Here is a 19,453-nt window from a genome sequence, read left to right as displayed (position 1 = left end):
CGCGCCCGCTCCTTCAGGGGAGTTTGGAATAGCCTTCCTTGAAGCCCTGCAGGGTGAGTGGAAGGCCGATGCCCTCTTCGGGCACCTGATGAATGATGAAGGTGGCCGTCTTTCCGTTTTTGAGCTGGTCAATCAGCTTGTCGTCCATAACGACTTCGGCGACGCAGCCCGTGGGAAGACATTTGACAAAGCCGGCGCGGCCAATGTCGGTTTCGTCGATTTTCAGACCAAGCCCGTTGGGAAGCAGCACGCCGAGCGGCGCGATGACGCGAAGGAGGCGGCTCTTGCCGTCGACCGTCTTCAGGACGATCACGACGAGATTGACGTTGCTCTTGTCCTCGGCGACGACGCTCTGAATCAGCGCGCATTGCTCGGCGGTCGCGCCGGCCGGCGTTTCGCAACGGATTTCCCAGTCGCCGAATTTGGACTTCACCACGCCCTGCGCATGGCCGTCGCCGCTGGCCGCAAACGCCAGCAGGGCTCCGGCAAAGCCCGCGACGAGATGTCGCAACGGGACGAGGGGTGACGCGGCGCGCAAAGGATTCATGTCGGCTCCAGCAGCATACCTGCCTCCATCCGCGAACTTTGGCGGCGAAAACGGGCCGCATCTGGGCGTCGCTTCGCTTCGCGAGAGGCCCCGTTTGCCTAGCAAATGAACCCGGGCTGTCAAGCCGCGCGGCGTCGTGCGCGCCGCGCGCGGGCCCGGCGCAGGCACGGCGCCGCAACCTCCCGCAAGCCTTTTTGGCGCGACTATTTGTCTACGAAAATACGGCGACGCAGCAATTGCGCCTGACCTGCGTTTGTGGTTGAACCGGGCCCATGTCGGGCGAAAGCTCTCGGCGGCGGAAGCGCGTCCGAAATTTGCATAAAAACCAGACTGACTGACGAGAAGGTGCGAAAGGCGACCTGCATGTCCACGGGCAATCGAAACTACCTTTCCGGCCGAGCGCTTGCGGCGGCAGTCGCGCTTCCGGTCATCCTCTTCGCCGGCTTCGCCTACGCGCAGGTCGAGGGTCAGCCGACTCCGGGCGGCATCGGCCTGCCCGCGACGGTGACCGAGGTCGGCCGCGAGACGCAGGCGTTCTACAACGCGCTGCTCCTGCCGATCATCACCTTCATCGCGCTGTCGGTTCTCGGGCTGCTCCTTTACGTCTCCTGGCGCTACAATGAGCAGTCCAACCCCGTTCCCTCCAAGCTCACGCACCATACGGGCCTGGAAATCGTCTGGACGCTGGCGCCGATCCTCATTCTGGTCGCAATCGCCATTCCGTCCTTCCGCATCCTCGCCCATCAGGTCGAGATTCCTGAATCCAAGATCACGATCAAGGTCACCGGCAATCAGTGGTACTGGTCCTACAAGTATCCGGAGGATCAGGGCGGCGGCTTCGGCTTCGACCAGCTCATGAAGCCGGAGGCGGAGCTCAAGGAGGGCGAGCCGCGTTTGCTCGCCGTCGACAACGAGGCCTATGTCCCGGTGAACGAAGTCGTGAAGCTGCAGATCACCGCCGCCGACGTCATTCACTCCTTCGTCATTCCGGCTTTCGGCGTCCGCATGGACGCGGTGCCGGGCCGTCTGAACGAAACCTGGTTCAAGGCGGAGAAGGAAGGCGTCTATTACGGCCAGTGCTCGAAAATCTGTGGCAAGGACCACGCCTTCATGCCGATGGCGATCCGCGTCGTGAGCCGCGACAAATATGAGGAGTGGCTGGCCGAGTCGAAGAAGAAGTTCTCCGCCGCCGAGTCTCCGACGCGCCTCGCTTCGAGCGAGCAGGCTCGCTGATACGGACGCAAGACAAACTAAGACATCGAGGAACAAACGATGGCGAGTTCGACTGCCGGAGCGCATGACCATCCCAGGGGCCTGCGCCGCTTTCTCTTCTCCACGAACCACAAGGACATCGGCACGCTCTACCTGATCCTCGCCGTCATCGGCGGTCTGGTGGGCCTGCTCATGTCGATCGGCATCCGCGCCGAGCTGATGTATCCGGGCATTAACGTGTTCCCGGGGCTGGCCAAGCTCATCAACGGCGCCGATCCGTCCATGGGGCTCGATCCGGCGAAGAATCTCTACAACGTCTTCATCACCGCTCATGGCGTGCTCATGATCTTCTTCATGGTCATGCCGGCGCTGATGGGCGGCTTCGCCAACTGGTTCGTGCCGATCATGATCGGCGCGCCGGACATGGCCTTTCCTCGCCTCAACAACATTTCCTTCTGGTTCCTCGCCGTCTCGCTGATCCTTCTGGTCTTGTCGATGTTCGTCGAAGGCGCCCCGGGCATGCTGGGCTTCGGCGGCGGCTGGGTGTTCTATCCGCCGCTCTCCTCGAATATCGGCCATCCCGGCCCGGCCATGGATTTCGTCATCCTCTCGCTGCATCTCGCCGGCGCGTCGTCGATTCTCGGCTCGATCAACTTCATCACCACGATCTTCAACATGCGCGCCCCGGGCATGACGCTGCACAAGATGCCGCTCTTCGCCTGGGCCATGCTGGTGACGGCCTTCCTGCTGGTGCTGACGCTTCCGGTTCTCGCCGGCGCGATCACCATGCTGCTGACGGACCGCAATTTCGGCACCATGTTCTACGATCCGGCCGGCGGCGGCGATCCGCTGCTGTTCCAGCATCTGTTCTGGTTCTTCGGCCATCCGGAAGTGTATGTGCTGATCCTGCCGGCCTTCGGCCTCATCAGCCACATCGTGTCGACCTTCTCGAAGAAGCCGGTCTTCGGCTATCTCGGCATGGCCTACGCCATGGTCTGCATCGGCTTCCTCGGCTGCATCGTGTGGGCGCACCACATGTATACGGTCGGCCTGTCGCTGAACGCGCAGCGCTACTTCGTCTTCGCCACGATGGTGATCGCGGTGCCGACGGGCATCAAGATCTTCTCCTGGATCGCGACCATGTGGGGCGGCTCGATCTCGTTCCGCGCGCCGATGGTCTGGGCGATCGGCTTCATCTTCGTGTTCACCATGGGCGGCGTCACCGGCGTCGTTCTGGCGAACGCCTCGGCCGACCGTCAGCTCCACGAGACCTATTTCGTGGTGGCGCATTTCCACTACACGATGTCGCTCGGCGCCGTGTTCGCCGTCTTCGCGGGCTTCTACTACTGGTTCCCGAAGATGACGGGCTATCTCTACAACGAGACGCTGTCGAAGTTTCACTTCATCGTGCTCTTCATCGGCATCAACCTCACCTTCTTCCCGCAGCACTTCCTCGGCCTCGCCGGCATGCCGCGCCGCTATATCGACTATCCGGACGCCTTCGCGCTCTGGAACTACATCTCGTCGATCGGCGCGTTCATTGGCGGCCTGTCCATGCTGATTTTCTTCTATGCGGTCATCGAGGCCTTCATGAAGAAGCGTGAAGCGGGCGCGAATCCGTGGGGCGCGGGCGCCACGACGCTGGAATGGACGCTGCCTTCGCCGCCGCCCTTCCATCAGTTCGAGGTGCTGCCGCGCATCTCCGGCCCGGGCCACCAGTAGAGCAATGCGGCCGGCGCGGTTTCCGCGCCGGCCGCCCGTCAACGAGCTTTCGGCGTTTTTGCCCGTTAAGACATCCACCGGACGAGCGATGAGCGACGCTTCCTATCTCGGCGATCACGTCCAGCGCGTTTCCCCGCGCATTCCCGTCGCATCGCCTTCCGATTATGTCCTGCTGCTGAAGCCCCGGGTCATGTCGCTCGTGGTGTTGACCGCGCTGGCGGGAATCGTTCTCGCGCCGGTCCCGCCGCATCCGCTCATCGCCTTCACGGCGATTCTCGCCATCGCCGTCGGGGCCGGCGCCTCCGGTGCGCTGAATATGTGGTACGACGCCGATATTGACGCCGTTATGTCGCGCACCGCCCAGCGGCCGATTCCGGCGGGCCGGCTCGAGCCCGAATCGGCGCTCGCCTTCGGCCTGGTGCTGTCGATGCTGTCCGTGTTCACGCTCGGCTTCGCCACCAACTGGCTCGCCGCCGCGCTCCTCTCCTTCACCATCTTTTTCTATGTCGTGATCTACACAATGTGGCTGAAGCGCTCGACGCCGCAGAACATCGTCATCGGCGGCGCGGCCGGCGCGCTTCCGCCCATGGTCGGCTACGCCGCCGCCACCGGTCAGATCGGGCTCGCCAGCGTCATCCTTTTCGCGATCATCTTCGTCTGGACGCCGCCGCATTTCTGGGCGCTCGCGCTCGTCAAGAGCGACGATTACGGCCGCGCGGGCGTCCCGATGATGCCGAATGTCCTTGGCGCCGACCGCACGCGTCTCGAAATCCTGGTCTATGCCGTCCTGCTGGCGCCGCTGGGCGTCGCGCCCTGGCTCATGGGCTTCGCTTCGCCGGTCTACGGCGCCGCGTCGGCGGTCTCCGGGGCCTATCTGGTCTGGCTCGCCGCGCAGGTCTATCGCAAGCGCGAGGGCGACGCCGCCCGCCGGGCGTCGATGAAGCTCTTCCTTTTCTCGATTTCCTATCTCTTCCTGCTGTTCCTGATCATCGTCGGCGAACGCGCGCTGCATCTCGCCGGCATCGTCTGAAGGGACCCGTGATGAGCATCGAGCAACGAGAACAGTCCGAAGACGGCGTCGTGTTGACGCCCGAGCAGGAGAAGAGCCGACGCGCGCGCAACATCGCCATCGGAATCACGGTGGCGCTGCTGGCCGCGCTGTTCTACGCCGTCACGCTGGTTAAGCTCGGCGGCGCCGTCGCCAACCGGCAGATCTGACATGACCGAACCCGTCCGGCAGGCGAAATGGAGCCCGCGCGCCCTTGCCGCAGCGCTTGTCGTCGGCTCGGTTGGCATGCTCGGCCTATCCTTCGCCTCCGTGCCGCTCTACCGCGCCTTCTGCGCCGCGACCGGATTCGGCGGCACGCCGCAGATCGCGAAAGCCGGCGCGACGAGACAGGGGGAGCGCCGTCTCGTCGTGCGTTTCGACGCCAACGTCGCGCGCGAGCTGCCGTGGCGCTTCGAGCCGGAAGCGGCGAAGATTTCATTGCGCACCGGCGAGACGACGACTGTCTACTACAAGGCCGTAAACAATTCGGACAAGGAGACGAGCGGGCAGGCGGCTTATAATGTGAGCCCCGATCAGGCCGGCGCCTTCTTCGTGAAAATCGCCTGCTTCTGTTTCGACGAGCAGCGCCTCGGCCCGCATGAAACGGCGGAATGGCCGGTTGTCTTCTATCTTGATCCCGCGCTCGAAAAGGACGAGGCGATGCGGCGCGTCGAGGAGATCACGCTTTCCTATTCCTTCTACCCGACCAAGACGCCGGCGAAAGCCAAGACGAGCGACGCGGCCGGACAGAAGCCCAAGTCCTGAGCCCCGGCGGCGCCGGGGACGCTTAAACCTGGAACACGCCGGGCGACTGGCGAATGACGAGGAAAAGTAAAAATGGCCGACGGACACGCGAAACCTCAACACGACTATCATCTCGTCGATCCGAGTCCGTGGCCGATCGCAGGCGCTTTCGCCGCGCTCTTCACCGCCATCGGCGCCATCATGTGGATGGCCCAGCACAAGGGCGCGCCGATCCTCGGCCAGACCTGGGGCGGCACGCTGTTCTTCGCGGGCCTCGCCGCGATCCTGGGGGTCATGTACGCCTGGTGGAGCGATGTTGTCCGCGAGGCGCAGGTCGAGGGCCATCACACGCCGGTCGTGCAACTGCATCACCGCTACGGCATGATCCTCTTCATCCTTTCTGAGGTCATGTTCTTCGTGGCCTGGTTCTGGGCCTTCTTCAACTCGTCCATCTTCCCGGACGACGTCTGGCAGGTGACGCGCACCGAACTCTTCCAGGGCGTCTGGCCGCCGAAGGGCATGGAGGTGCTGAGCCCCTGGAAGCTGCCGCTCCTCAACACGGTGATCCTGCTCACCTCAGGCGCGACGCTGACCTGGGCGCATCACGGCCTCCTGCATGGCGACCGGGCGCAGCTCCAGAAGGGCCTGCTCGCGACGATCGGCCTCGGTCTCTTCTTTACGGCGATCCAGGGCTGGGAATACGCCCACGCCCCCTTCGCCTTTTCCTTCGATCCGGCGCATCCCGCAGCCACGAATTACGGCTCGACCTTCTTCATGGCGACCGGCTTTCACGGCTTCCACGTCATCGTCGGCACGATCTTCCTGATCGTCTGCCTGCTGCGCGCCACCAGGGGCCACTTCAAGCCGGATCAGCATCTCGGCTTCGAATTCGCAGCCTGGTACTGGCACTTCGTCGACGTGGTCTGGCTCTTCCTGTTCTGCTGCATATATGTGTGGGGGAACTGGGGCGGCGCGATGGAGTAAGCGCACGGCGCGCCATCGCGCGCCGGCCTCCGAGGACCGAATGCCGACGGTCACGGCGCCGCCGTGGCCGTTTTCTTATGGAAGCGAGCTAGAGATGGCCGAAGAGCAGGTTTATCCCCCCGCCCAAATTTATATTGACGGTCTGCTCGGACGGTGCCCCCGTTGCAGCAAGGGACACATGATGCAGGGCCTGCTGGCGGTTGCGCCGAAATGCGAGGTCTGCGGTCTCGACTTCTCCTTCGCCGACACCGGCGACGGTCCGGCGATCTTCGTCATGACCATCGCCGGCTTCATCATTGTTGGCCTCGCCTGGTATATCGAGGTCGTCTACCAGCCGCCTTATTGGGTGCACGCCCTCATCTTCCTGCCGCTGTCGGCCCTGGTCTGCATTGGTTTGCTGCGGCCGACCAAGGGTCTCCTCATCGCCTTGCAATATTTCAACAAGGCTGAAGAGGGCCGCCGCGAGTCATGAGCCGCGCCGCGCGGGCGCTGCTATGGCAGGCCATGGCGGCGACGCTCGCTTTTGCGATCCTCGTAAGTCTGGGCGCCTGGCAGGTCCGGCGCCTCGGCGAGAAGGAAGCGCTTATCGCGCGCGTGGAGGCGCGCGCCCATGTCGCGCCGGCCGAGCTCGCCCCGCGCGCGCGATGGGCGGCCCTGGCGCCGGCCGATTACGAATTCACCCATGTGCGCGCTTCCGGCCATTACCTCGACGGCGGCGACGCGCTGATCTTCATGAAGCCGCCGGAGGGCTTTGGAGCCGAGCCTGGCTATATGGTGGTTACGCCTTTTGCGCTCTCGGCAGGCGGCGTGATTCTTGTCGAGCGCGGTTTCGCGCCCGCCTCCAGAACGACGGACGCCGCCGGCCGTGCGCCGCCGCCGGGCGAAATCGAGATTTCCGGCCTCCTGCGCGCGCCGCAGACACGAAACATATTCACGCCGGCGGATACGCCCGGGAACCGCGTCTGGTTCACCCGCGACCCTGCGGCTATCGCCTTGGCGCTCGGCCTTGGCGAGGCGGCGCCCTTCACCCTTGCGCTCGAAGCCCCGTCCGGCGCCGGACGGAACGGTTTCCCGCGCCTGGTCGCGGTCGCGCCGGAATTCGTCAACAACCACCTTTCCTACGCCTTCACCTGGTTTTCGCTGGCGGCGGCGCTTGTGGTGGTTTTCGCGCTTTATGCGCGCGGAAAGCTCGCCCGCGACGCATGACGGCGCGATCCGCGAGCGCCTTGCGGCGGCCGTGAATATGTTATGAAAGGGAGCGGCGCGCGTCTCTCTCGCGTCTCCTGCCTGACGGATTCAAAATTGCGCTATCTCTCGACGCGCGGCGAAGCCGCGCAGCTCGCCTTCGATGACGTTCTGCTCGCCGGCCTCGCGACCGACGGCGGGCTTTACGCGCCCTTCGCCTATCCGCATGTCGCGCCCAAGGACGTCGCCGCGCTGGCGGGCGTCCCTTATGCCGAAGCGGCCGCGCGGCTCATCGCGCCGTTCCTGACGGAAGAGGCGTCGTGCTCGGCGCTGCGCGCGCAGACCGAAGCGGCCTATGCCAGCTTCCGCCATCGCGCGATCGCGCCGCTGACGCAGATCGGCGACAATCTTTTCGTGCTGGAGCTGTTCCACGGCCCGACGCTCGCCTTCAAGGATCTGGCGATGCAGCTTCTCGGCCGCATGATGAACGACGTGCTCGAGAAGCGTAACCTGCGCGCCACCATTGTGGGCGCGACTTCGGGCGACACGGGCGCGGCGGCGATTGAAGCCTTTCGCGGCCTGCCGCGCGTCGACGTCTTCATTCTCTATCCGAATGGCCGCGTCTCCGACGTGCAGCGCAAGCAGATGACGACCGTCGCGGACGGCAATGTCCACACGATCGCGCTGCAGGGGACTTTCGACGACGCGCAGAACATTCTCAAGCGTCTCTTCCGCAATCCGTCCTTCCGCGAGCGCGTCGGACTTGCCGGCGTCAATTCCATCAACTGGGCGCGCGTGGTCGCGCAGATGGTCTATTATTTCACGAGCGGCGTCACGCTCGGGGCGCCGCACCGCCATGTGTCCTACGCCGTGCCTACCGGCAATTTCGGCGACGTGCTCGCGGGCTATATCGCGAAACATATGGGCCTGCCGGTGGAGCGCCTGATCGTCGCGACCAACGCCAACGATATTCTCGCCCGCGCCCTGGCGACGGGCCGTTATGAGCCGCGCGGCGTGACGCCGACGCAGTCGCCCTCGATGGACATTCAGGTCTCGTCGAATTTCGAGCGGCTGCTGTTCGACGCCTGCGGACGCGATCACGCTGCGGTGCGCGCCGCCTTCGCCTCGCTCGAGCAGTCCGGCGCCTTTGAAATTCCCGCGGCCGCGCTCTCCGCCATTCGCGCCGAATTCGACGCCATGTCGGTCGGCGAGGCGGAGACGACGGACGAAATCGCGCGCGCCTGGCGAGAAGCGGGCTATGTGCTCGATCCGCACACGGCGACCGGCGTGCGCGCGGCGCGCGCGCGTCTCGCCCAGGATTCGACGACGCCCGTCATCGCGCTCTCGACGGCGCATCCGGCGAAATTTCCCGAGGCGATCGAGCGCGCCATCGGCCGTCGTCCGCGCCTGCCCGACGCCCTCGCCGCGAAGCTCGATGGGCCGGAGCGTTTCACAGTCCTGGAAAACGATGAAGCGCGCGTGATGTCCTTCATCTCGGAGCGCGCCCGCGCGGCCAGGGCATGACGGCGAGTTTCGGCATGGCTCTCTTTGGCGTCATCGGCCGTCGCGACATGCCCATTCGGGGCGACGGCGTCTATCTGCGTCCCTCGGAAATGCGCGACTATGTGGAATGGTCGACCTTGCGCGACCGAAGCCGCGCCTTTCTCACGCCCTGGGAGCCGATCTGGCCGGCGGACGACCTCACCCGCGCAAGCTTCCGCTATCGCGTGCGCCGCCACGCCGAAGAGATGGCGCGCGACGAGGCGTATTCCTTCTTCATCTTCCGTGAGGAAGACGACGTGCTGGTCGGCGGACTCTCCTTCGGCCATGTCCGGCGCGGGGTCTCACAGGCGGCGACGCTCGGCTACTGGATGGGCGAGCCTTACGCCGGCCGGGGCTATATGACTCGCGCCGTCCGCGCGGCCTGCGCCTATATTTTCGATAAGCAGGGCCTGCATCGAATCGAGGCCGCCTGCCTGCCCAACAACGAGCCCTCGCGGCGCCTGCTGGAGCGCGTCGGCTTCAAGCAGGAGGGCTATGCGCGCGCCTATCTCAACATCAACGGCGAATGGCGCGATCATCTGCTCTTCGCGCTTCTTGAATCGGATCCCATCCCGCCCGCCAAGCCGCGCGGAGGCTGAAAGCGTCAAGGCGCGTCAAGGTTCCGCCGGCCCATGATTAGCCCCTCATTGACCATGTTTCGCGCCAATTGCTGAGGCGACGCTGCTCCTCGCGTAGAATTTTGCGCATTGAGGCCGGAGCGCGGTTTGTGAAAAGCGGTAACCGCCTTTCACAGGGAGCGCGCTCCGAACCTCAGAATCGATCGCATTGCCTGCGTCCGGGCGATTCCGCCAAACGCAGTGCGGTCCAGCATCCAGGGTGAAGCGGTGGCGGCTGATCTTGATCGTGTGAGGACGACCTTTGTCGGCGGCGCGCGCGTCGCCTGTCTCGATCTCCAGGAGATGGCGCGGCTGATGCTCGACCTGGCGTGGCAGCCGGCGCGGGCGCAGGGGCCTTATTACCTTTCCTCCGTCAATGGCGAGGTGCTGGCCCGCCGCTTCTTCGACAGGGAATTCGCCAAGCTCATCGATCGCGCCGACTCGATCGCGGCGGATGGCCAGCCGCTTGTCGCGGCGTCGAAAATCTTCTCTAGCGAGCCGCTGCCCGAGCGCGTCGCCACGACCGACCTCTATCCGATCGTGGCGCGAATGGCGCAGGAGACGGGCGCGACTTTCTATCTTTTCGGCGCGAGCGAAGAGGTCAATCGCGCGGCATATGAGAACACGCTGCGCATCGCGCCGGGCGTGAACATTCTCGGCCGCTCTCATGGCTATCTGAAGGGCGCCGCGTTGCACGCCAAGCTTGATGAGATCAACACGCTCGCGCCCGACATTCTCTGGCTCGCCATGGGCGTGCCGCTCGAGCAGCAATTCGTGCACGACCACGCGCACCGTCTCAAGAATGTTAAGATGATCAAGACGTCCGGCGGCCTCTTCGACTTCATCGCCGGCGCCAGGAAACGCGCCCCGCAATGGATGCAGGAGGCCGGTCTCGAATGGGCGTTCCGTCTGAGCCTCGAACCGAGGCGGTTGGTGAAGCGCTATCTGACGACGAATCCGGTCGCGGCGTATCTGCTGCTGACGCAGACGCGATAAGGGGACTGGACAAATCCGTCCGCGCGCCCTCGCAGATAGATTGTAAAGGCTTGTTGGAGAGTTCGAGCGTCGCTTCGGAGTTTTTCGCAATCCTGCTTTCAGCCGATCCGCCCCGCCAGTCTCCCCCACAGCGCATTGCTCGCGAGGAAGACGTAATCTAGCCGCGCGCTCGTCACGCGCTGCGCGCCCTTGCCAATCAGCCAGTCGGCCAGCGCCGCCACTCGATTCGTCGGGCAGGCGAAGATCGCGGTTCCGCCGTTGCGATCGCGCAGGACGGCGCCGAATGTCGCCTGCGCGTCCTGCAAGCATTCCTCGTTCAGCGACACGGCCGCGCGCACTTCGCGCGTGGTGCGCGCCGCTTCTTCGGCGGCGATGCGCGAGAGGATGATGCGGGCGGCTTCGCGCGCCGTCTCGCTCCAGGGCGCGGTGAGCGAGGCGACGAGATTGGCCTGCGAGCGCAGGATCACGCCGTCGTCCAAAACCTTCAGCGCATTGGCGGCGAGCGTCGCGCCGGTCGTGGTGATGTCCACGATGAGGTCGGCGGCGCCGGCTGCGGGAGCGCCTTCCGTGGCGCCGGAGCTTTCCACGATGCGATAGTCGCCGACCGCGTGCTGCGCGAAGAAGCGGCGCGTCGTGTTGATATATTTCGTCGCGACGCGCAGCCCGCGCCCGTGGCGCGCGCGGAAGCCGTCGGCGATGTCGGCGAGGTCCGCCATGGCGCGTACGTCGATCCAGGCCTGCGGAACGGCGACGACGACATTTGCGTGGCCGAAACCGAGCGGCGCGATGAGCTCCACCTTGCTGTCGGGATCGGCGATCTCCTCGCGCACCAGATCCTCGCCGGTAATGCCGAAATGCACTTCGCCGCGTGCGAGGCGGCCGGTGATTTCGGACGCCGAGAGATAGGCGACCTCGGCGCCGTCGAGTCCCGCGACGGCGCCGCGATAGTCGCGAGCGCCGCGGCCCTGCGTCAGTTCGAGGCCCGCGCGGGCGAAAAAGGCGTTGGCGTTTTCCTGAAGGCGGCCCTTGGAGGGCGTCGCCACGATGAGTTTCCGCGTCATGCCGCGACTCCCGCGCGCGCGGCGCTGTCCAGACGGTCGATCCAAATGGCGGCGCCGACGGCCGGGATGTCGGCCCCGGCGCCGAGCGTCTTCAGAAGGCGGTCGTATCGGCCCCCGCCAATGACGGGCTCGCGCGCGGCGGCATGGCGCGCCTCGAAAACGAAGCCGGAATAGTAGTCGAGATGGCGGGCGAAGCTCGCGGAGAAGAGCATGTCGTCGAGATTGAGGCCGCGCGCCGCGATGAAGCTCGCGCGCGTGTCGAAGGAATCGAGCGCGGCCATGAGGTCGAGCTTCGCGTCGTCGGCGAGCTTGCGCAAAGCAGCCGAGGCGATGTCCGGGGCGCCTTCGATCGCGAAGAAGGCCTCGGCCAAAGCGCGCTTCTCGACCGAGACGACGGCGCCTTCGGCGAGCGTCGCCTGATCGAGAAAGCGCTCGGCGATCTCGGCCGGGCTGCGCCCGCCGACCGCCGTGATGCCGGCGATGGAGAGAAGGTCTTCAACGAGACGGCGCGCGTCGGCGGGGTCGACCTTGGTCAGCGCTGCGAGGACGCCCGCCTGCTCGGCGCCGTTGCGGCGCGGCGGCGTGAAGATATCGGCGACGGACTGTCCTCTTGCGTGACCCGTCTCGACGCGCCGCCGCCATACGGGCGGCAGGTCAAGCCCGTCGAGAAAGGCGCCGACGAGCCCGGCGTCGCCGATGCGCACAGTGAGGCCCTTGGCGCCGGCCCCCTCGGCCGCGTCGAGCGCTGCGCCCAGAATTTCCGCGTCGGCGGCCTCGCGGTCGTCGCGGCCGAAACTCTCGATGCCCGCCTGCAAGAATTCGCCTTGCCCGGCGGCGCCATGCGGCGGCGCGCGGAAGATCGAGCCGCCATAGGCGAAGGATGCGGCCGCGCCCGCCTGCGGCGAGGCGAGATAATCGAGGCAGACCGGAATCGTGTATTCGGGGCGCAGGCAGAACTCGGCGCCGGAGGCGTCGGTCGTCAGATAGAGATGGCCGCGAAAATCCTCGCCCGAGCGATCGAGAAAGACGCCCGCCGGCTGCAGGAGCTTCGGCTCGTGGCGCGCAAAGCCCGCGCGTTCGAAATGCGCGAGGAGGGCCGCGAGTCGGTCGGCGGCTCGCCGGTCGGAGCCTTGGCGGTCTGGGGCTTTGTCGGTCGCGGCGGTCACGCGCAATTTTCCTTCCTGATTTTGCGCTTTCTTTAGCAACTGGCCTGCGGCGGCGCACCCGCTTTCGGCGCAAAAGGTGAATGCGGCGGGCGCTTTTTTCGACAAAAGAAAGAGCCGCGGCGCGGGCCGCGGCTCGGATAGACCCTGATGAGGACGGGGCAAGGTCAGCGCCGGTGCTCCCAGCCCCTGCGCGCGGCTTCCGAATGGCGCTCGGGGTCGCCGCGCCAGCCGCGATGCTCCTGTCCGCCGCCGCGCCCCGTGGCGCTCCTTGCCTCCTCGCCGCGGCCGGTTTCGCCCCGGCCCATGCCGCGCCCCGCTTCACGGGGCCGCGCGCCGCGGGTTTCGCCCTGGCGCTCCCGCCAGCCGCGGCCTTCCTCCCCGCGCGCGCCGCGGGCCGCGCGCCGCTCGTCGTAATAGCCGCGCTCCTGGCCCTCTTCCTCTTCCTCCCAGCCTCCGGGCTCTTCGGACCAGACGCTGCGAGGTTCGGCGCGGCGCCCGCGTCCGGCCGCGCGGCCGGGCGGTTCCGCCCAAACCTCTTCCTCCTGCGCGAGCTGGACATGCAGCGCCTTGGGCTGCGGCAGCAACAGCTCCTCGGAGAATTCGTCCATGAGCTGCTCGCGCCGTTTCATCATCCTTTCGCCGAGTTTCGCCGTGTCGACGCCGCCTTCGAGCGCTTTGGCGAAGATGCTGTCGACGTTCTTCTCCTCCTCCTGAATGTGGTGGCGGACATATTCCGCCAGCACCGTCACCTTGGCGTCGAAGAACGGGTCGGTCTGCGGCGTTCCCATCGCGATTTCCGCCACGAGAATTTTCGCCGTGTCATGTTCGATCTGCGCCTCGTCGAGCAGCGGATCGTCCACATGCTCGCGACACGCCGGATAGAAGATTTCTTCCTCGAGCTCGGCGTGGATCGTCAGCTCGAGGCAGATCTCCTGCGCGATCTTGGATTTCTCCGCGCGGCGCCTCGCCTGCTCATATCTGTCGAAGAGCTGCTCCACGCGGCGATGGTCGTCTTTCAGCATCTGAATGGCGTCGGCCTTTCGCCGCTCGCCGTTTCCGGCTCCCTTCTCGGAAATGCCTTCGCCTCGCTGTTCGTCGTCTCTGTCGCTCTGCCTCGCCATGGAATTCGACCTTGAGCTCGAAACGCCCCTGTCAGCCTTCGAAGCGCGTAACGCGGGGCGTGCTTGGCCTGTTCCAATGGGCGGCGCCCGATCAGCTCGATCCAAAGCGCAATGCGGATAGAAACCCGATGGGCTGCCTCGTCGCGCCGTCAACGGCGAGGTCCGCGAGAATCTCCCCGACGACCGACGCGAATTTGAAGCCATGGCCGGAGAAGCCGGCGGCGAAAATCAATTCCGGCGTCGCGGGGCCCCGATCAATGATGAAATCCTCGTCGGGCGTCATCGTGTAGATGCAGTTGGACCAGCGCAGCAGCCTGTCGGAGGCGCAGGGCAGGCAGTCGCGCACGAAGCGGCGCAACGCCCCTATTCTCTCGGGCGCCGGCGGCTGGTCCTTGCCTTCGGGCTTTTCCAGAGGCTCGAAGCGGCGATGCCCTGCGGTTTTGACGCTCTCGCCGTCGATCTGCGGGAAGCCGTAGTAGAAATCCTCGTCGAGATCGAAGACGAAGCCGGGCGTTCCTTTCGCGGCGGCGTGTTCTTGTCCGGCGGGGAACCAGCCCAGCGTCATCTTCCGCAACCCCAGCGGCAGGCCAAGCTCGCTGAGCAGGCGGGCGCTCCAGCCGCCCCCGGCGACGATCAGCCGGGCGGCGGAATAGACCCCCTGCGTCGTGCGCACATGCGCCCGGCCGCGCTCGACGCGAAAATCGAGGACCGGCTCGTTTTCCTTAAGAACCGCCCCGCGGGCGCGCGCCTGCCGGGCATGGGCGAGCACGCATTTCTCCGCATAAAGAAAGCCGGCGCCCGGCTCGTAAGCCGCCGCGAAGCCTTCCGGCGGGCGATAAATGGGCCAGCGGCGCAGCGCCTCGTCGCGATCGAGCCGCTCCGTGGGAATTGCATAGAGGCGCCCGCTCGCCAGCGTCCCTTCATAAACCCTGCTTTCGCCGGGGCGTCCGAAAGTCACGAGGCCGTTGCGCTCGAAAAGCGTCTCCCCGCATTCGGCCTGCAGCGCCTCCCAAAGGTCGAAGGCGCGCGCGAGCAGGGGCACGTAGCTCGGATTTTCGAAATAGGCCTTGCGGATGAGACGCGTCTCGCCATGCGAGCTGCCGCGGTCGTGCGCCAGACGATGCTGCTCGATCCCCAGCACGCGATGGCCGCGCGCGGAAAGATGATGGCAGGCCGAAGCGCCCATCGCGCCGAGGCCGATGACGATAACGTCAAAAACATTGCTCATGCAGGGGCCTTGCGGGGAAGGGGGCAGACAGGGCCGACGCGCTCAGCTCGCCGGCAGCCCGTCCAACAGCCTCTCGAGCGGTTCGGAGCTCACAGCGTTCGGCGGCGAATAGGGCTCCTCGACGGAAGCGACAAGCGCGATCGCGACGATGGCGGCCGCAGCGAAGATCGCCTGGGCGAGAAGCTGCGGGCGCGCGCGGTCCAGATGCACCGCGGCGAGGCTCGCCTGTGTGATGAAGGCGATGAGGATCACCGCCGCCCATTTGCGGTCGTCGGGATAGGCGCCGGCGATGGCGAGCCTTTCCTCGCGCGCGGATCTTAGCTTCATCACCGTATCGATCAGGACGCGCTGGAAGGCGGGCTCGATCCTGGCGTTGCTCGCGGCGCGGATCAGCCGGTCGAGCGCCGCCTCGGCCTCGGGCGCGTCCTCGCCATTCTCCATCGTCTTCCACTCCAGGCCGACAACAGCCTCCACATAGGCGCGAACGGCGCGGGGCAGATCGCCGGCGTCGGAGCCATGGCTTTCGCTCAGGGCGAGGAGCGTCGTGAGCTGCTCGCGCTCCACGGCGACCTCGCGATAGGCGCGACGGTTCGCGTCCCAGACGTCCTGCGAGAGGAAGGTCATCAGCAGGCCGAACAGCGTCGCCGGCACGCCGACGAAGGGCGGGACGACGCCCTTCCATTTCTGCATCATGGGCGCGACGGGCGAGGCGAAGCTCAGCCAGCAGACAAGGAGCGCGAAGGCGGCGAAGGCGGCGCCGGCTGTGAGCGCCATGACCTCCGTCGACTGCTCCATCCACAGATGTAGAACGCCGATGTGAACGAGCATCCGCCCTCCGCGAATCGGTTGCGCCGCCGCATAGGACATTGGAAAGCGCAGCCGCGCCAGCGCTTTTCTCGGGCGGCGACCCTCTTGCATCGGCGTCGATCCTCTGCCACATAGGGGCCGGGAGGTTGGCGTTGGACGTTTCACTCGCCAACCGGGTCAGGTCCGGAAGGAAGCAGCCCTAACGAGCTTGAGCGGGTCTCCGTCCAGCCTCCTACCGTGGTTTCTCATGGGAGTCCGGCGCATGAGCGAGGCGTCCTACCACGGGTCCTGCCAGTGTCAGGCGGTCTCTTTCGACGCGACGCTCGATCTTGGCCAAACCGTCACCTGCAATTGCTCCCGCTGCCAGCGGCTGGGTTCCGTGCTGAGCTTCACGCCGGCCGACAGGTTCCGGCTGGAGAAGGGCGCCGACTCGCTGACCGAATATCGCTTCAACACAAAGAAGATCGCTCATCAATTCTGCAAGGTTTGCGGAATCGAGCCCTTCGCCTACGGCGTTGGCCCCGATGGATCCGCGGTCGTCGCCGTGAACGTCAATTGCCTCAACGGCGTCGATCCGCGGGCGCTCAAATCCTCGCATTACGACGGGCGGAGCCTTTGAGTTTTTGCTGCGCCGCGGTGGAAATGAAGCGCGCGAACCTCTAGAATTCGGCCATGGACGACGCGCTGTTTCCCGACTCGCCGAACGCCGGCTCGCCCGCCGCCTACCGCGTTCTCGCGCGCAAATACCGCCCGTCGAGCTTCGCCGACCTCATCGGCCAGGAGCCGATGGTGCGGACGCTCGAAAACGCGTTCGATCTCGGCCGCATCCATCAGGCTTACTTGCTCACCGGCGTTCGCGGCGTCGGCAAGACCACGACCGCCCGCATCCTCGCGCGCGCCTTCAATTACGCGCTGCCGGCGAAGGGCGTCGACAAGCCGACGATCCACATGGACGAATTGGGCGTCCATTGCCAGGCGATCATCGACTCGCGCCATGTCGACGTGCTTGAGATGGACGCGGCGTCGCACACCGGCATCGACGACGTTCGCGAGATCATCGACAACGCCCGCTACCGCCCGGTGATGGCGCGCACGAAAGTGTACATCATCGACGAGGTTCATATGCTTTCCAAGGCCGCATTCAACGGCCTGCTGAAGACGCTCGAAGAGCCGCCCGAGCATGTGAAGTTCATTTTCGCGACGACCGAGATCGACAAGGTGCCGGTGACGGTGCGCTCGCGCTGCCAGCGCTTCGATCTGCGCCGCATCGACGCCGGGCTTCTCGCCGGGCATCTGCGCAAGATCTGCGAGAAGGAGGAAGTCGAGATCGAGCCGGACGCGCTCGCCATGATCGCGCGCGCGGCGGAAGGCTCCGTGCGCGATTCGCTCTCGCTCCTCGATCAGGCGATCGCCTACGGTTCGGCGCATAGCGCGGACGGCGCGATCCGCGCCGACGATCTGCGCCTCATGCTGGGCGTCGCGGACAAGTCGCGCGTGATCGACCTCTTCGAGGCGGCGATGGCGGGCGACGTCGCCAAAGCCGTCACTTTGCTTGAAGACCAGTACAATGGCGGCGCCGATCCCGCGCAGGTGCTGCTGGAAATGGCGGAATTCACGCATCTCGCGACCCGCCTGAAGCTCGCGCCCGAAACCGCGCAATCGGCGGCGCTGACGCCTGAGGAGCAGCGTCGCGGCGGCGAAGCGGCCGGGAAGCTTTCCGTTCCCGCGCTGACGCGCGCCTGGCAGATCCTCATGAAAGGCGTCGACGAGTTGCGCGGCTCGCAGCGTCCCTTGCAGGCGGCGGACATGGTGCTGGTGCGGCTGGCCTATGCCGCCGACATGCCAACGCCGGGCGACGTGCTGAAGCAACTGGGCCAAGGCGCGCCGGGCGCCGGACAGGCGACGCAGGCCCCGATGAGCGCGCCGCGCGGCGCGCCGGTCGCGGTGGCCGCGTCTTCGCCGGTCATGCGCGCGCCCGCCGCCAGACCGGCTGTCGCATCGCCGGCGCCGGCCGCTCCCGGCGCCGCCATTGCGAGTTTCGAGGCGCTGGTCGCGCTCGCCGAGGAGAAGCGCGAAATACGCCTGAAGGTCGCGCTTGAATCCGATGTGCGCCTCGTCCGCTTCGAGCGCGGCCGCATCGAGTTCGAGCTCGCGCCCGGCGGCTCGCGCGATCTCGCCTCCGCGCTGATGCAGAAACTGCAACTGTGGACGAACGAACGCTGGATGGTGTCGATCGTCGCCTCCGGCGGCGCGCCGACGCTGAAGGAGAAGCGCGAGGCGAGAGAGCGCGAGGAGCGCTCAGGACTCGAGGCCGATCCCGTCGTGGCGAGCGTGCTCGCGCATTTCCCCGGCGCGCAGATCGTCGCCGTGCGCGGCAGGGAGCCCGTGCGTTTCGACGCGGAAGAAGCGCCGGAGGTTCAATATGACGACATGTCGCCGCCCGAGGAAGACTAAGGAGAAGCGTCGATGATGGATTTCATGGGCCTGATGAAGCAGGCGCAGCAGATGCAGGCCAAGATGGCCGAAGCGCAGCTCGAACTCGAAAACACGGAAGTCGAGGGCGAGGCCGGGGGAGGGCTCGTGAAGGTGACGCTCTCCGCCAGGGGCGCGATGAAGTCGATCTCGATCGACCCGAGCCTGGTGAAACCGGATGAGAAGGAAATTCTCGAAGACCTCATCCTCAGCGCCCACATGCAGGCGCGCGCCAAGGCCGACGAGGCGATGGCCGAGAAGATGAAGGCGATGACCGGCGGGCTGCAACTGCCGCCGGGCTTCAAGCTGCCGTTCGGTTGATCCCCTCTCTCCGCCGGCGGGAAGAGGGGGTTTTAGCGCCGCGGTGAAGCGAGAACCCATGGCCGAACGCGTCGCAGGTCCTGAAATTGAACGTCTCGTGCAGTTGCTTGCGCGATTGCCGGGGCTTGGCCCGCGTTCGGCGCGCCGCGCCGCGCTGCATCTCATCCGCAAGCGCGAGGAGCTGCTGGCCCCGCTTGCGGACGCCATGCACGTGGCGCGCGAAAAGATCGTTTCCTGTTCCGTCTGCGGCAATATCGATACGAGCGATCCCTGCACGATCTGCCGCGACGCGCGGCGCGACCCGTCGATCCTCGTGGTCGTGGAGACGGTCGCGGATCTCTGGGCGCTGGAGCGCGCCGGGCTTCTCAAAGCGCGTTACCACGTGCTCGGCGGCGTGCTCTCGCCGCTCGACGGCGTGGGGCCGGAGGATCTGACGATTGCGAGCCTCGTCGAGCGCGTTCGGGCAGGGGAGACAGGCGAAATCGTGCTCGCGGTGAACGCGACCGTGGATGGCCAAACCACGGCGCACTACATCGCGGATTTGCTGGCGTCGACCGGCGTGAAGGTGACGCGTCTCGCCCATGGCGTGCCGGTCGGCGGCGAGCTGGATTATCTGGATGAAGGCACGCTCGCCGCGGCGCTGGAGCGCCGGACCGCGTTTTGAGGACCGCGCGCTTCTG

21 protein-coding genes and 1 other RNA gene are annotated in these 19,453 nt (G+C 66.0%); 16 read left to right on the top strand and 6 right to left on the bottom strand.

Annotated elements, in window-relative coordinates; translation table 11 throughout:
* Positions 1–13: 13 nt before the first annotated feature.
* Positions 14–547, bottom strand: coding sequence for an invasion associated locus B family protein (locus ACNHKD_RS17630; protein WP_442754791.1), 534 nt, complete (start codon positions 545–547; stop codon positions 14–16).
* A gap of 363 nt (positions 548–910) precedes the next feature.
* On the opposite strand from ACNHKD_RS17630, the gene coxB reads away from it, so the two are divergent.
* The 11 genes from coxB (at position 911) to ACNHKD_RS17575 (ending at position 10,597) form a co-directional block, all read left to right on the top strand.
* On the top strand, positions 911–1,780 hold the full coding sequence (gene coxB / locus ACNHKD_RS17625) for a cytochrome c oxidase subunit II (protein WP_442754790.1): 870 nt from the start codon (positions 911–913) through the stop codon (positions 1,778–1,780).
* Positions 1,781–1,819: 39 nt separating this feature from the next.
* A complete protein-coding gene (ctaD, locus tag ACNHKD_RS17620) occupies positions 1,820–3,481 on the top strand; it encodes a cytochrome c oxidase subunit I (RefSeq protein WP_442754789.1) in 1,662 nt (553 codons plus the stop codon).
* Between the two features lie 88 nt (positions 3,482–3,569).
* Positions 3,570–4,511, top strand: a complete 942-nt coding sequence (locus ACNHKD_RS17615; RefSeq protein WP_442754788.1) for a heme o synthase — start codon at positions 3,570–3,572, stop codon at positions 4,509–4,511.
* 11 nt (positions 4,512–4,522) lie between these two features.
* The gene (locus ACNHKD_RS17610; RefSeq protein WP_442754787.1) at positions 4,523–4,699 is read left to right on the top strand and encodes a hypothetical protein; all 177 of its coding nucleotides are present in this window, start codon (positions 4,523–4,525) and stop codon (positions 4,697–4,699) included.
* Between the two features lies 1 nt (position 4,700).
* Positions 4,701–5,294: a cytochrome c oxidase assembly protein gene (locus ACNHKD_RS17605; RefSeq protein ID WP_442754786.1), complete on the top strand. Its 594-nt coding sequence runs from the start codon at positions 4,701–4,703 to the stop codon at positions 5,292–5,294.
* A gap of 72 nt (positions 5,295–5,366) precedes the next feature.
* Positions 5,367–6,257 (top strand): cytochrome c oxidase subunit 3, encoded by an 891-nt coding sequence (locus ACNHKD_RS17600; RefSeq protein WP_442754785.1) that lies wholly within the window; start codon positions 5,367–5,369, stop codon positions 6,255–6,257.
* A 94-nt stretch (positions 6,258–6,351) separates the two neighbouring features.
* On the top strand, positions 6,352–6,729 hold the full coding sequence (locus ACNHKD_RS17595; RefSeq protein WP_442756926.1) for a DUF983 domain-containing protein: 378 nt from the start codon (positions 6,352–6,354) through the stop codon (positions 6,727–6,729).
* Positions 6,726–7,463 carry an SURF1 family protein gene (locus ACNHKD_RS17590; RefSeq protein ID WP_442754784.1) on the top strand — a complete coding sequence of 246 codons (738 nt, stop codon included), beginning with the start codon at positions 6,726–6,728 and terminating at the stop codon, positions 7,461–7,463. The genes ACNHKD_RS17595 and ACNHKD_RS17590 overlap by 4 nt, the downstream gene beginning before the upstream one ends.
* A 96-nt stretch (positions 7,464–7,559) precedes the next feature.
* The gene (gene thrC, locus ACNHKD_RS17585; protein WP_442754783.1) at positions 7,560–8,966 is read left to right on the top strand and encodes a threonine synthase; all 1,407 of its coding nucleotides are present in this window, start codon (positions 7,560–7,562) and stop codon (positions 8,964–8,966) included.
* Between the two features lie 14 nt (positions 8,967–8,980).
* Positions 8,981–9,583 (top strand): GNAT family N-acetyltransferase, encoded by a 603-nt coding sequence (locus ACNHKD_RS17580; RefSeq protein WP_442754782.1) that lies wholly within the window; start codon positions 8,981–8,983, stop codon positions 9,581–9,583.
* Positions 9,584–9,802: 219 nt separating this feature from the next.
* The gene (locus ACNHKD_RS17575; RefSeq protein ID WP_442754781.1) at positions 9,803–10,597 is read left to right on the top strand and encodes a WecB/TagA/CpsF family glycosyltransferase; all 795 of its coding nucleotides are present in this window, start codon (positions 9,803–9,805) and stop codon (positions 10,595–10,597) included.
* 98 nt (positions 10,598–10,695) lie between these two features.
* Here the strand turns inward: ACNHKD_RS17575 and hisG are convergent, their stop codons facing one another.
* From hisG to ACNHKD_RS17550, 5 genes are all read right to left on the bottom strand, one after another.
* Positions 10,696–11,658: an ATP phosphoribosyltransferase gene (hisG, locus tag ACNHKD_RS17570; RefSeq protein WP_442754780.1), complete on the bottom strand. Its 963-nt coding sequence runs from the start codon at positions 11,656–11,658 to the stop codon at positions 10,696–10,698.
* Complete coding sequence (locus ACNHKD_RS17565) at positions 11,655–12,824, bottom strand: ATP phosphoribosyltransferase regulatory subunit (protein WP_442754779.1); 1,170 nt, start codon at positions 12,822–12,824, stop codon at positions 11,655–11,657. Before ACNHKD_RS17565 ends, hisG begins: the two co-directional genes overlap by 4 nt.
* A 164-nt stretch (positions 12,825–12,988) precedes the next feature.
* Positions 12,989–13,945, bottom strand: a complete 957-nt coding sequence (locus ACNHKD_RS17560; RefSeq protein WP_442754778.1) for a hemerythrin domain-containing protein — start codon at positions 13,943–13,945, stop codon at positions 12,989–12,991.
* 91 nt (positions 13,946–14,036) lie between these two features.
* Positions 14,037–15,173, bottom strand: coding sequence for an N-methyl-L-tryptophan oxidase (gene solA / locus ACNHKD_RS17555; RefSeq protein WP_442754777.1), 1,137 nt, complete (start codon positions 15,171–15,173; stop codon positions 14,037–14,039).
* Between the two features lie 42 nt (positions 15,174–15,215).
* Positions 15,216–16,001, bottom strand: a complete 786-nt coding sequence (locus tag ACNHKD_RS17550) for a bestrophin-like domain (protein WP_442754776.1) — start codon at positions 15,999–16,001, stop codon at positions 15,216–15,218.
* 119 nt (positions 16,002–16,120) lie between these two features.
* Between ACNHKD_RS17550 and ffs the strand changes: the two genes are divergently transcribed.
* The 5 genes from ffs to recR all read left to right on the top strand — a co-directional run bounded on the left by ffs (position 16,121) and on the right by recR (position 19,437).
* An RNA gene (gene ffs, locus ACNHKD_RS17545) (signal recognition particle sRNA small type) lies at positions 16,121–16,217 on the top strand.
* Positions 16,218–16,242: 25 nt separating this feature from the next.
* On the top strand, positions 16,243–16,599 hold the full coding sequence (locus ACNHKD_RS17540; protein ID WP_442754775.1) for a GFA family protein: 357 nt from the start codon (positions 16,243–16,245) through the stop codon (positions 16,597–16,599).
* A gap of 53 nt (positions 16,600–16,652) precedes the next feature.
* Positions 16,653–18,434, top strand: coding sequence for a DNA polymerase III subunit gamma/tau (locus tag ACNHKD_RS17535; RefSeq protein WP_442754774.1), 1,782 nt, complete (start codon positions 16,653–16,655; stop codon positions 18,432–18,434).
* Between the two features lie 12 nt (positions 18,435–18,446).
* On the top strand, positions 18,447–18,773 hold the full coding sequence (locus ACNHKD_RS17530) for a YbaB/EbfC family nucleoid-associated protein (protein ID WP_442754773.1): 327 nt from the start codon (positions 18,447–18,449) through the stop codon (positions 18,771–18,773).
* Positions 18,774–18,831: 58 nt separating this feature from the next.
* The gene (gene recR, locus ACNHKD_RS17525; protein ID WP_442754772.1) at positions 18,832–19,437 is read left to right on the top strand and encodes a recombination mediator RecR; all 606 of its coding nucleotides are present in this window, start codon (positions 18,832–18,834) and stop codon (positions 19,435–19,437) included.
* Positions 19,438–19,453 lie beyond the last annotated feature (16 nt).

This window comes from Methylocystis sp. JAN1 (assembly GCF_052186135.1).
Lineage (GTDB): Bacteria > Pseudomonadota > Alphaproteobacteria > Rhizobiales > Beijerinckiaceae > Methylocystis.
Note: the sequence above shows the minus strand (reverse complement) of the source record. Positions and strands in the feature narration are given on the sequence as shown.